Genomic DNA, 12595 nt, shown 5'->3' on the forward strand with positions numbered 1-12595 from the left:
CGCGCCTATGCCAAAGGTATGTGCCCACGCTCGCCTGTGACGAAGCGCACCGGGTGCCGCGCGGTTCCCGAATCGTATCTCTGTGCGGGCCAACTCTCACGGGAGAAGCGGTAGTTGACGCGGGAGAAGCGGCAGACGAGGGGAAGTGGCGAACGGGCACCAACAGCGGGTGAACACCGGCCACTTCAGTTGCCGAAAACTTTTGACTTCCTGTGGACGAAGTATGGACCGGGCAAAGAAAAGTTCCTAGTGTCGGCGAACGCACCAGCCCCCGCACGCACTTCGAGACGAACCCCCCTCGTCCGTACCAGCAGCGCCTGGAGGAAGTGTGAGATCACGGCCGTACCGCCGATTTCCCCGACGCGCGGCGAGTCTGCTGCTCGCCCTGCTCGTCGCCGGAAGTTGGTCCCCCGCCCTCGCCGACGAACCGGCCCGCACCACCGCCGACATCCCCCCGCAGGAACCCGGGGTGACGCTCCGGGTCTTCGACCTCCAGGCCCCGCTGAAGAAGCTCTGCGAACTGAAGGAGGGCCAGACCCCCAACGTCGACAAGCTGATGCCGACCGTCGACTGGTCCGCCGAGAGCGACTTCGGGATCGCGGACAACTTCATGACCCACGTCCTCGGCTACGTCGACGCCCCCGAGGACGGGGCGTACTCCTTCCGCCTGATCACCGATGACGGCTCGCGCCTGCTGATCGACGGGCAGCGCGTCATCGACCACGACGGTCTCCACGGCGCCGAACCCAAGGACGGCACGGTCCAGCTGACGGAGGGTCTGCACCCGCTGCGCATCGAGCACTTCGAGGCGGGCGGCGGCCAGCAGATCACCCTTCAGTGGAAGCCGCCGGGCGCCACCGACTTCACCCTGGTGCCCAACTCGGTCCTGAGCACCGACGCCGACGTCGTGCGCGTCACCGCGCCCGGCCGCAAGGAGTGCGTCGGCAGCCAGGACAGCCCCGGCGACGGACTGCCCCTCGACGGCGTCCACCCGAACTACACCCTCACCGACCTGCGCCCGGCCGGCTTCGAACCCAAGGTCTCCGCGATGGACTGGCTGCCCGACGGCCGCCTCGCGGTGGCCACCTGGGGCGAGAGCCAGACCACCGAGGGTGAGGTGTACGTCCTCGACCACGTCACCGGCGACACCGGCCCCGAACAGGTCACCGCCAAGAAGATCGCCTCCGGGCTCCGCGAGCCCATGGGCATCAAGTACGTCGACGGCAAGCTGTACGTGTCCGAGAAACACCAGCTGACCGAACTCGACGACACCAACGGCGACGAGGTCACCGACACCTACCGCAAGCTCGCGTCCTGGCCCCACGGCGGCAACTTCCACGAGTTCGCCTTCGGTCTGCTCTATGACGAGGGCAGCTTCTACCTCAACCTCTCGGTGGCCATCAACTACGGCGGTGCCACCACCGATCCGCAGCCCGCGAAGGACCGCGGCACCACCGTCAAGGTCGACAAGGACACCGGCGAGATCTCCTACGTCGCCGGCGGGCTCCGCACTCCGAACGGCATCGGCTGGGGCCCCGACAAGGAACTCTTCGTCACCGACAACCAGGGCGGCTGGCTGCCGTCCTCGAAGCTGCTGCACATCAAGCAGGACCGCTTCTTCAACCACTACACCCGCGCCCAGGACGGGACGGCGACCGTCCCCGGCCGGTTCGACGACCGCCCGGTCACCAAGCCCGTGCTCTGGCTGCCGCAGAACGAGATCGCCAACTCGCCCAGCACCCCGCTGGTCCTCGGGACCGGCCCGTTCGCCGGCCAGCTGGTCTTCGGCGACGTCACCTACGGCGGACTCCAGCGAGCCAGTCTGGAGAAGGTCCGGGGCGAGTACCAGGGCGCGGTGTTCCGGCACACACAGGGCCTGGAAGCCGGCGTCAACCGGATCAGCGTCGGACCGGACGGCGCGCTCTACACGGGCGGCCTCGGCGCCGACGGCAACTGGGGACAGGAGGGCAAACTCCGCTTCGGCCTCCAGAAGCTGACGCCGAACGGTGCCAACGCCTTCGACATCCACTCGATGCGCGCCACGAGCGACGGCTTCGCCCTCAAGTACACCCAGCCCCTGTCACGGGCCACCGCCGACCGGCTCGCCCAGAGCTACCAGGTCACGCAGTGGCGCTACTCGCCCACCCCCGAGTACGGCGGACCCAAGATCGACGAGGAGTCGCTGGCCGTGTCCCGGGCCGTCCTCTCCGACGACCGCACCGAGGTCCGCCTGGAGATCCCCGGCCTGAGCGCCGACCGTGTGGTGCACATCCGCTCCCCGCGCCCGTTCGCGGCGGAGAGCGGCGAGAGCCTGTGGAGCACCGAGGCCTGGTACACCCTCAACGCGATCCCCGGTGACACCACCCTCGCCACCTCCTACGAGGCCGAGGAGGCCCAACTCTCCGGCGGGGCGGGAGTCACCCAGGAACACCAGGGCTACTCCGGCGGCGGCTTCGTCGACCGCTTCGGCACCCAGGGCGCGGCCACCACGTTCACCGTCGAGACCGACCGGGCGGGCGCCCACGACGTCGGACTGCGCTACTCCAACGGCCCCAACCCCTTCAACGGCACCAAGCGGATCAGCGTCTACGTCAACGGCACCAAGGTCCGCCAGACCGCTCTGCCACCGACCGGGAACTGGACCACCTGGGCCACCCGCAACGAACGGCTGACCCTGCGCGAAGGCGTCAACACCGTCGCCTACCGCTACGACGGCGGCGACGACGGGCACGTCAACCTCGACATGCTCCACCTCAACCCGGCGGGCGCCCGCATCAACCTGTTCGACGGCGGCAGCCTGTCGCAGTGGCAGCACACCGACGGCCGCGCGGCCTCCTGGCCCAAGGTGGACGAGAACGCCGTCGAGGTGTGCTGCGGCGACATCCGCACCAAGCAGGGCTTCGGCGACTACAAGCTGCACGCCGAGTTCCGCGTCCCGCTGCTCCCGGACGACGTCACCGGTCAGGACCGCGGCAACAGCGGCGTCTACCTCCAGGAACGCTACGAGATCCAGATCCTGGACTCCTTCGGAGTACCGAACCTCGCGGCCAACGAGGCGGCCGCCATCTACAACCAGAAGGCGGCCGACAGCAACGCGTCCACCGCGCCGGAGACCTGGCAGTCCTACGACATCACCTTCCGCGCCGCCCGGTACGACAGCGCGGGGCAGAAGACGGAGAACGCCCGCGTCACCGTCGTATGGAACGGCGTCACCGTGCACAACGACGTCGCCATCACCGGAACCACCGGCGGCGGCCTCCCCGAGAGCGCGACGACCGGCGCGATCCGCCTCCAGGACCACGGCAACAAGGTCCGCTACCGCAACATCTGGATCGAGCCGCTGAACTGACCGGCAGAAGCAACTCGCAGGCGGCGCGCGGCGACGGTCTCCGGACAGGAGGCGACCGGTCGCCGTACGCCGTTTGATCCGGCGGAGTGGGGCGGCCCCCTCCCGGGGCGCCAGAATGCACGGGAGCCGACTCCGGAAGGAAACCCTCATGCCGCACTCCACGACCTTCGCCGTCCCGGTCGTCGACATCACCGCCTACACCAGCGGCGGCGGCACGGCGGACGAGCGGGCCGAGGTGGCCCGGCGGATGGACGAGGCCTGCGCGACCGTGGGCTTTGTGCAGGTCCTCGGGCACGGCATCCCGGACGCCACCCTGGACGGTCTGAAGGACGCGCTCGACGCCTTCTTCACCCTGCCGCTGGAGACGAAGAAGCGGTACCGCGTCGAGGGCGCCAACCGTGGATACAGCCCGCCCAAGAGCGAGTCGCTGAGCCTCAGCCTGGGAGTGGAGTCGGCGAGCCGTATGAACGACCTCTTCGAGGCGTTCAACATCGGCACCGAGGCCCGCTCCTTCACCGGCCTGGACCTGTCCGAGGACGACTACGGCATCAACCTCTGGCCGGACGTGGCGGACTTCCGGCCCAGGATCGAGGCGTACTTCGAGGAGGCGGGACGGGTCGCCCGTACCCTCACCACGATCTTCGCCGACGCCCTAGGCCTGCCCGGCGACTTCTACCCGTCCCTCACCGACCACTCGGTCGACGTGCTCCGCATGAACAACTACGCCATGCCGGAAGGCACCGCGACCCTGGAGGGCGATCCCACGGGCATGGGCGAGCACACCGACTACGGCCTGGTCACCGTGCTCTGGGCCGACCAGGTACCGGGCCTTCAGGTACTGGACACGCAGGGCGTCTGGCACGACGTCACCCCCGTGGACGGCGCGGTCCTCGTCAACCTCGGAGACCTCACGGCCCGCCTCACCAACGACCGTTGGATGTCCACCCTGCACCGCGTGATGCCCCCGCTGGTGGACGGCGTCATCCAGCGGCGCCGCTCGGTCGCCTTCTTCCACGACGGCAACATCGACGCCGTCATCGCCACCCTGCCCAGCCATCTGGACGCGGCCGACGGACTGGCCTACGAACCGATCCTGGTCCGCGACCACATCAGGGCCAAGCTCGCCGGCTCCCGGCAGGGCAAGGCGAACACGGCGGCCGTGCGGGAGGCGGCCCGGGTGCAGGCCGCGGCCGAGCGGAACCGGCCGTCGTCGGAGTAAGGCTGTGAGGCCGTAGGGCCGTAGGGCCGTAGGGCTGTAGGGCCGTCGGACCGGCTCAGGCCGGCACGGCCTCGATGACCGAGATCACCGCCGGCTGCGGCAGGCGTGTCACCCCCGTCACCGAGAACCCGGCGCGCTCGCACAGCGACCGGAACTCCCGCTCGGTCCGCTCACGGCCACCCAGGTTCACCAGCATGTTGAGGTCGCTCAGGTACATCAGCAGCGGCTGGGTCCCGTCGACCGTCTCCGGCAGCAGCGGTTCAAGGATCAGCAGCCGGCCCTTGGGTGGGACGACCTCCCGGACGTGACCGAGGATCGTGACCACCCGCTCGTCGTCCCAGTCGTGGGCGATGCTCTTCAGCAGATAGACGTCCGAGCCAGCGGGCACCGCGGTGAAGAAGTCACCGGTCGCGACCTCGCAGCGGTCGGTGACCCCGGCCGCGTCGAGGACCGAGTGCGACTCGGCCGAGCCCTGTTCGGAGTCGAACAGCACACCGTGCAGGTGCGGATTGGCCACGAGGAGGGCGGACAGGAGGGTCCCGTCGCCGCCGCCGACATCGGTGAGGGACGTGGCGTCGGACAGGTCGAGCACACCCGGCAGGATGGCCGCGGTCGTCCGGGTGCCCTGGCTCATGGAGGCGTTGAACGCACGGGACTTCTCCGGGTGGGCGGCGAGATGACCGAAGAAGTCGGTGCCGAACAGTCCGTCGAAGGAGGGCTCTCCGGTACGGACGCTCTCGTCGAGCCGGCCCCACGCGGCGACCATCGTCGGGTCCAGGAACATCCCCACGAACTCCGCGACGGAGTCCGGCCGGTCGGTGCGCAGCAGCAGGCCGCGGGCGGTGAGCGCGAACCGACCCGGCTGCGACTCGATGGTCAGGCCGGCCGCGGCCATGGCCCGCAGGAGCCGCAGCGTGGCGTCCGGATCCGTGCCGAGGTCGGCGGCGACCCCGGTGGCTTCGCGGCCGGTCTCGTCCAGACGGTCGGCGATCCCCAGCCGTACCGCTGCCGCGAGGGCCTGGGCCGCCATGTGCCCGAAGACCGTCTGCCTCAGCGCGGCCCGGTCCTCACCCGTCGGCTCGGCCATCACATCCTCCTCGATGGACCCCCCCGCTCTCCAGGAGACGGGACTCGTAGGACGAATCCCTGCCCGGCACGCCCGGGGTTCATGTGCCGTGCGGCCGGTGCACGGCGATGGGATTTCCGGACGGGGAACGGGATCTTCGAGAGGTGTATCCACGGTGATCCGGGTTGCGTTTATCAGCACATCTGTCGCGCTTTCAGTGGTAGTTTTGGCGTCATGAGCATGAGCCTGGAGGAGCGTGTGCGGTCCGCCGTCGTCGCGCTTCTGCATACGACGGGCGAGTCGCAGGCCGATCTCGCGGCCGTGCTCGGCGTGTCGCGGGCGCAGGTGAGTCGCCGTCAGTCGGGTGCCGCCGCCTGGAGCCTGGCCGACTGCGACGCGGTGGCCGCGCACTTCGGCATCGACGCGCTCGACTTCCTGGCCGGACCGACCCGGGCGGCGGAGTCGCTGCCCGCCGGGCGCCGGCGCGTGCTGGGCCGGTCCGTGTCCGCCGCGGAGCCGGTGCGGGAAGGGGGTGAGCGGTGACGGAGTTCGACGCGATCGACGCGCTGCTCGCGGCGGCCGGACCCGAGGTGGCGCTGCCGCCGGCCGGTGAACGCCGGGCGCTGCGCGAGGGGCTGCACCTGTCCCGCACCCAGGTCGCGCAGGCCCTGGGTGTCAGTCTGTCGACGGTGGGCGGCTGGGAGTCGGGCCGCGATCCGAGCGGCGAAGTGCGGGAGAAGTACGCGTACTTCCTCGCGGGAGCGCAGGCCAAGCTGTCCGATCCGGCCGACCGGGCCGACGATTCTCCAGCGGACGCGGACGCGGACGCGGACGCGGCGGACACGGACGCGGACGCGGACGCGGACACGGACACGGACGTACGGGTAGAGATGGAGGCCGGCGACTCGGGGGAGTCGTCGCTCTCGGTGCCGCCGAGCACGGGCGACGACGACGTGGACGTGCTGTCCGCCCCCGAACCGTGTGTGCTGTGCGGACAGCCCGCCCGCCATCAGGTCGCGGGTTTCCCGCAGCACCTGGACCCGGCCGAGTGCCACGCCGCCGAGCCCCGGCAGCCGGCGGAGCCCGCGCCCGACCGGGTGCCGTCGTCCGCCCCCGGTGGGCGCGCACGGAAGGACCCGGCACGGGGCGGAGCCGGGATCGTCCCCGTCGGGCGGCGGCTGCGGACCGCCGACGAGCCGAACCTCATCGACCGGGCTGTCGAGGCCGCCCTGGCTCAGCACGAGGGGGACACGGAGGCCGCCACGGCGACGCTCGTGAAGCGGGCGATCCCGGACGCGATGGCCCTGCTGGACCACTGCCGCAAGGGCGGCCGCTACGACATCGTCGCCCACCCCTGGCTGCCCGACATCCTCCGCAAGCAGACCGCACGCGGCGCGGACGCGATCTGGGAGGCCCGCCCGAAGTGGACCAGGCCCGAAGTGCCCCACGGCGAGCACCGGGTGACCGCGCTCGACATCAACGGCGCCTACCTGTCCGCGCTCAAGACCCATCTGCCGATCGGTCAGCTCGAACACTCCACGGGCGGCGCCCACGACCGCCGCCGCGCCGGTGTCCACCTGATCACCCCGTCCGACTGGGCGCACGACGCCCAGCTGCCGCACCCCATCGGCAACCGCGACGAGCCCGGCCCGGTCTGGGTGACCGAACCGACGCTTCGGCTGCTGCTGCGACTCGCCGGCCCCGGTTACGGACTCTGCGACCCCCCGGAGATCCACGAGTCCTGGACGTCCGGGGCGACCGAGAGCCTGCTGGAGAAGTTCCGGATCGAGCTGAAGGACGCACGGGACAGGGCCATCACCGAGGACGACGAGGTGACCCTGGAGTACGTCAAGGCCATGTACAGCAAGTTCGTCTCCACGCTGGGGGAGTCCAACTACAACCGGGAGCTGTACCGCGCCGACTGGATGCACATCATCCGCTCACAGGCCTTTGTGAACCTGTGGTGGAAGGCGCATCGGGCCTACGACCAGGGCCTGACCGTCGTCCGCGCCATGGGCACCGACGAACTGCACGTCATCGGCGACTGGCGTGCGGTGTTCCCCGAGGGGCGCGGTGTCACGGAGGTGAAGGTGAAGGACATGTACACACTCGACACCCGGGGCGAGGAGTAGGTGACGGCACGCGGAGGCGCCGCCGTCGACGGCGGAGTGGCCGCCCGTCGAGGCGCCCACTGCGATTTCAAGATCCGTTAGTCTGGGACGCGCCCAGCGGTGCGTGCGCGGGAGATCCGCCGGACAGGGGCAGGCTGAGGAGTCGAAGATGCCGGAGAGAAACCTCGAGTTCGGCAAGCACGGTGCCCGTGGCATCAAGGGGCACGAGGCGGTGGCCCGTCAGCTCGACGCTCTCGCCGGTTACATCGTCACCCCCGTCACGGCGCGCCGCGGTCTGCTGGCGCGGCTGCACTACCTGACCCGCACGGACCACGCCCGCCAGGCGGCCCGCGACGCCGGACTGACCGTCACCGACCGCACGCTCAAGGCGTGGCTGGACGGCAGGCGAACCCCCTCGAAGCGGAACCTCGACCGGATCGAGACCGCGTACCGCACCGTGCGTCGCCACAACGTCTCCCGCCACCTGCTGCTGCGTCTGAACCGTGAAGGACGTGGCACCCGGGTCGAGTTCCACCCGCTCAACCAGTCCCAGGTGGACCGTCCCCAGCAGCGTGTGGTCGAGTACCGCACCCTCAACGTCCGTCACTGGGACCGCATCGTCGAGGCCTGGGCCAACGACGACCCGAACGCCCTCGACGTCGCCTGGATCGACGACGCCGTGGTGGACCTCGGATCGCAGTGGGGTCAGTACGAGTACGTCACGAACATCGGCTTCGCCGCCTGACGGGCAATTTTGCCTGTAGGGCAAATGAAATCGCCTTACGGGTTGACCCGGTGGCTCTGCCTCGACCCTGGAGCCATCGGTCGACGGTGCCCCCGGTAGGCAGGATGAAGAGCGACATGGCGACTTTTGTGCTCACCCACGGTTCCTGGGGCGGAGTATGGACCTGGGACCGGCTGCGCCCCCTCCTCGAAGACGCCGGTCACCGTGTACTGACCCCCACGCTCACCCGATTCGCCGAGAAACACGACCTGACCGGACCCGAGGTCGGGCTCGGCACCAACGCCCGGGACATCGCCGACCTGCTGAGCGCCGAGGACCTCCACGACGTGATCCTCGTCGGGCACAGCTACGGAGGCATGGTGATCACCGGGGCCGCCGCACTGGTCCCCGACCGCGTCGGCCAGATCGTCGACGCCTTCGCGCCGACCACCGGCGAGTCGGCCGTCACGGTGCTGCCCTGGCTGGCGGACGCGTTCCTGCCCCCTGGGGGCGGCCCCGAGTGGGAGGTCGCCCCGCTGGACCCGCGGGCACTCGGCGCGGACGAGGACGGGGCCGGCTGGCTGGAGGGCCGGATGACACCGATGCCCCGCCTCACCCACGCCGAACCGCTGGGACCCGGCAGCGAGGAGGTGCTGGCGAACAGGCAGGTCACCTATATCCACTGCGCGGCCCAGGAGTTCTGCAACGACACCGCGGCCGCGGCGACGAAGCGGGGCTTCCGCCTGGTCACCCTCACCGAGGTCAGCCACGCCGAGGTGCTGATCCAGCCGCAGGTCCTCGCCCGCGAACTGCTCGCGCTGGTCTGAGCCTTCCCGCTCGTCCGGGTTCAGCGCCGGGGTTTCGCTGCCGGGACCGGGTGGTGCATCGGCGTCGTGGCCGCCGTGGAGGCGACCAGGACGGTGGCGGACCGCTCGGTCCTGTTGCTCAGCCGGTGCACCTTCGACGAGTCGAAGTGCAGGGAGTCCCCGGCGCTCATTGCGATGTCCTTGCCCGTGAGGCGGAGGACGACGTCCCCCGACACCACGTGCAGCCACTCCTGACCCGCGTGCTTGGCGTCCTTCGTCGACCTGCCGGGCTCCAGCTCGACGCGGATCACCGCGATCGTCGACCCCGGTCCACTGAGGACGGTGTACTGCCGGTCATGACCAGGCGGGAGAGATGGGTGACGGAGAGGCCGGTCTGCTCGGACAGGGTAATCAGCGTGATGCCCCGCTCACTGCGCAGGTCCTTCAGGTGATGGCCCACCCATGTGTCGACCTTGATGTCACGCGCCATGCCCGTACCATACGCGCCTCACAGGCAAATCATCTTGCTGAGTTGGCAAAGGCGGCGAGGCCGGCCCACGGCTCACAGGCTCCTCCGTAGCCCCGCACATCCGTGTTAACTCCGGTCGCGACCCCTTGCCAAGCGAGATCGTACGTGTTCGGATTATCTCCGTCGGGCGGCACCCCACCGTCCCGAATCCGTAGTCCGACGCCTGTGCGGCGGGGTGGATCCGCCCTGCCTCCACTCCCTCATCCCTCCCGGTACCAACGCGCCCCGAGCGCAGCCGCGGTGTGCCCGCGTGGAAGCGGAAGCCGGGTCCGGTACCCACGAGCGAGCCCCTGGAGGAACCCGTGTTCGATCTTTCGTCCGCCGATCTGCTCGACGCCTTCACCCGTGAGCTGCGGCTGTGCAAGCTGCGCGCCGGTGAGCACGTGGTAGTGCTCTCCGAGCCCGGCAGCCGTGGTGACTACGTCGAGGCCGCGTTCGGCGCGGCCAAGTCCTGCGGCGCACATGTCATCTCCGCGACCGTGCCCGGCGGAAGCCCCGCTCCGATGCCGAGCACCCACACCGGCGCGGGTCCGGGCCTGGTCTCCGTCCTGAACGACACCACCGCACAGGACCTGCTGAAGTCCGCGGACCTCGTCGTCGACCTGACCCGTGAAGGTTTTATCCACGCGCCGGTCCAGCAGGAGATCCTGCACGCGGGCACCCGCATCATCTTCGTCTGCGACGCCCCCGACGTGCTCATCCGCAATCTCCCCAAGGAGGGCGACAAGGCCGAGGTCCAGGAGGGGGTCGACCTGCTGAAGAGGTCCTCCGTCATGCGGGTCACCTCCGACGCCGGAACCGACCTCACGGTCCAACTCGCCGGATCGAAGCCGGAGTTCCAGTGCGGCTTCGCCGACGACCCGGGCCGCTGGGACCACTGGCCGAGCACGATGGTGATGTGCTGGCCGGAGATCTCCGACGGACGGATCGTGCTGGCCGAGGGTGACATCCTGCTGCCCTTCAAGGAGTACGTCCGCGACCCGGTCACGCTGGAGATCGCCGGCGGACACATCGAGAAGGTGTCGGGCGGCGCCGAGGCCACGCTGCTGTCGACGTTCTTCGAGGACGCCCGGGACCAGTGGGCGCGCAGCCTCTCCCACATGGGCTGGGGTCTGATGCGCACGGCCGACTGGTTCGCCACGGCGATGTACGGCAAGGACGACCTGATGGGCATGGACGCCCGCGCCTTCGCGGGCAACTTCCTGTGGTCGACCGGCCCCCATCCGGTACTGGGCCGCGAGTCGTACGCCCACCTCGACATCGCCATGCGCGGCTGCACCGTCTCGGTCGACGGCACCGAGGTCGTCACCGGCGGAAAGCTCACCGGCGGCTGAGGCCGGAGACCACATCGGTCGCCGGGGTCACAGACCGCCGCGTTCACCGCGTCGCGCGCGAACCACCCGTACACGCCCACGTGTTGGAGGAAGAGTGGCGTCCAGCCAGTCGTACGAAGTCACCGTCGTCGGGGGAGGTCTCGGCGGGCTGACCGCAGCCCTGGCGCTTCGGCAGCGCGGCCTGCGTGTCACCGTCCTCGAACAGGCCGCGCAGCTCGGCGAGGTCGGCGCGGGCATCCAGACCGCACCCAACGCCAGCCGCATCCTGATGGGCCTCGGACTGCGCCGGCGGATGGAGGCCATCCACACGGAGCCGCTCGACCAGGTGCGGCGCCGCTGGAAGGACGGCAGCATCGTCGCCCTGACCTCGCTGGGGCAGCGCTGCAAGGACGAGTTCAACGCCCCCTACTGGCACTACCACCGGGCCGACCTGCACCGCATCCTGCTGGACGCGTGCCTCGACCCCGCGGGCCCCGGCCCCGTCGTGGCGGTGCACACCGCCAGCAAGGTCGTCGGCCTGGACCGCACGGACCCGGAACGTCCCGTCGCCGTCACCGACGACGGACGGCGCCACCCCGGTGACGCGCTCATCGGCGCCGACGGGGTCCGCTCGCAGGTACGCGATCTCATGGGCGCGCCCGACACCCTCCTGTTCTCCGGCGAGATGGCCTACCGGGCGCTGATCCCCGGCGACCTGATCGCCGCCGACCCGGCCACCCGCTGGCTCGTGGACCGCTACCAGAGCACCATCTGGTACGGCCCCGACCGGCACCTCGTGCACTACATGATCCGCGGCGGCGAGTACCTCAACGTCGTGGCGTGCGTGCCGTGCACCGACGAGGTGCGTGACAAGTGGGCGGTCCCCGCCACCGCAGAGGATCTCGTCGACGCCTTCGCCGGCTGGGACGACCGCGTGCCGGCGATGCTGTCCAAGGCGAAGGAGGACGTCTCCGTCTTCGCCCTCTACCACCGGCGGCGCGACCCGGTGTGGACGGACGGCCGGGTCGCCCTGCTCGGCGACGCCTGCCACGCGATGCTGCCCTACCAGGCACAGGGCGCCTCGCAGGCCATGGAGGACGCCGCCGTCCTCGCGGAGGAACTCGGCGCCGTCACGGCCGGCGGCATCGAGGGCGCGCTGCGCCGCTACGTCGACCGGCGAGCCAAGCACGCCGGGATGGTCCAGGACGCCTCGCTGGAGAACAAGACCTTCTACCACCTCCCCGACGGCCCCGAACAGCGGGCCAGGGACGAGAGTCTGCGGCGCGGCTTCGACGGCGAGTCCGACCTGTCCTACGACTGGCTGTGGAGCGGCACCCCGCTCAACGATCCCGATCTCGGCGCGTTCTCCTACCCCTTCGCGCGCTGAGGCCACCCGGTGACGTCGGCGGTGCGCGGGCCCCGGTGCCTGCGCCCCGGCAGACGGCTGGCCGGGCGGCTCTCCGGCCGCCCGGCCCACC

Annotated in this window: 11 protein-coding genes; 8 read left to right on the forward strand and 3 right to left on the reverse strand. The window is 70.3% G+C overall.

Annotated features, from left to right (window positions below):
* Positions 1–328: 328 nt before the first annotated feature.
* Positions 329–3349 carry a family 16 glycoside hydrolase gene (locus tag ACIQAC_RS32270; protein ID WP_402197321.1) on the forward strand — a complete coding sequence of 1007 codons (3021 nt, stop codon included), beginning with the start codon at positions 329–331 and terminating at the stop codon, positions 3347–3349.
* A gap of 148 nt (positions 3350–3497) precedes the next feature.
* Positions 3498–4568, forward strand: a complete 1071-nt coding sequence (locus tag ACIQAC_RS32275; RefSeq protein ID WP_402197323.1) for an isopenicillin N synthase family dioxygenase — start codon at positions 3498–3500, stop codon at positions 4566–4568.
* Between the two features lie 55 nt (positions 4569–4623).
* On the opposite strand, the gene ACIQAC_RS32280 is transcribed toward ACIQAC_RS32275, so the two are convergent.
* Positions 4624–5655 (reverse strand): methyltransferase, encoded by a 1032-nt coding sequence (locus tag ACIQAC_RS32280; RefSeq protein WP_402197326.1) that lies wholly within the window; start codon positions 5653–5655, stop codon positions 4624–4626.
* A gap of 213 nt (positions 5656–5868) precedes the next feature.
* Here ACIQAC_RS32280 and ACIQAC_RS32285 point away from each other — a divergent pair, with 213 nt between their 5' ends.
* From ACIQAC_RS32285 to ACIQAC_RS32300, 4 genes are all read left to right on the forward strand, one after another.
* On the forward strand, positions 5869–6177 hold the full coding sequence (locus ACIQAC_RS32285; protein WP_402197329.1) for a helix-turn-helix domain-containing protein: 309 nt from the start codon (positions 5869–5871) through the stop codon (positions 6175–6177).
* Positions 6174–7766 carry a helix-turn-helix domain-containing protein gene (locus ACIQAC_RS32290; protein ID WP_402197331.1) on the forward strand — a complete coding sequence of 531 codons (1593 nt, stop codon included), beginning with the start codon at positions 6174–6176 and terminating at the stop codon, positions 7764–7766. Before ACIQAC_RS32285 ends, ACIQAC_RS32290 begins: the two co-directional genes overlap by 4 nt.
* A gap of 148 nt (positions 7767–7914) precedes the next feature.
* Positions 7915–8490 (forward strand): transcriptional regulator, encoded by a 576-nt coding sequence (locus ACIQAC_RS32295; protein WP_402197334.1) that lies wholly within the window; start codon positions 7915–7917, stop codon positions 8488–8490.
* Positions 8491–8606: 116 nt separating this feature from the next.
* A complete protein-coding gene (locus ACIQAC_RS32300; protein ID WP_402197336.1) occupies positions 8607–9296 on the forward strand; it encodes an alpha/beta fold hydrolase in 690 nt (229 codons plus the stop codon).
* Between the two features lie 20 nt (positions 9297–9316).
* On the opposite strand, the gene ACIQAC_RS32305 is transcribed toward ACIQAC_RS32300, so the two are convergent.
* Both ACIQAC_RS32305 and ACIQAC_RS32310 read right to left on the reverse strand, forming a co-directional pair.
* Positions 9317–9586, reverse strand: a complete 270-nt coding sequence (locus ACIQAC_RS32305) for a cupin domain-containing protein (RefSeq protein ID WP_402197338.1) — start codon at positions 9584–9586, stop codon at positions 9317–9319.
* Complete coding sequence (locus ACIQAC_RS32310; protein ID WP_402197340.1) at positions 9583–9765, reverse strand: hypothetical protein; 183 nt, start codon at positions 9763–9765, stop codon at positions 9583–9585. The genes ACIQAC_RS32305 and ACIQAC_RS32310 overlap by 4 nt, the downstream gene beginning before the upstream one ends.
* Positions 9766–10106: 341 nt before the next feature.
* Here ACIQAC_RS32310 and ACIQAC_RS32315 point away from each other — a divergent pair, with 341 nt between their 5' ends.
* Together ACIQAC_RS32315 and ACIQAC_RS32320 are read left to right on the forward strand one after the other, a co-directional pair.
* Positions 10107–11138, forward strand: a complete 1032-nt coding sequence (locus tag ACIQAC_RS32315; protein ID WP_402197341.1) for a hypothetical protein — start codon at positions 10107–10109, stop codon at positions 11136–11138.
* 94 nt (positions 11139–11232) lie between these two features.
* Positions 11233–12504, forward strand: coding sequence for an FAD-dependent monooxygenase (locus ACIQAC_RS32320; protein WP_402197343.1), 1272 nt, complete (start codon positions 11233–11235; stop codon positions 12502–12504).
* Positions 12505–12595: the final 91 nt, after the last annotated feature.

It is taken from the genome of Streptomyces sp. NPDC088387 (assembly GCF_044753385.1).
Classification (GTDB): domain Bacteria; phylum Actinomycetota; class Actinomycetes; order Streptomycetales; family Streptomycetaceae; genus Streptomyces.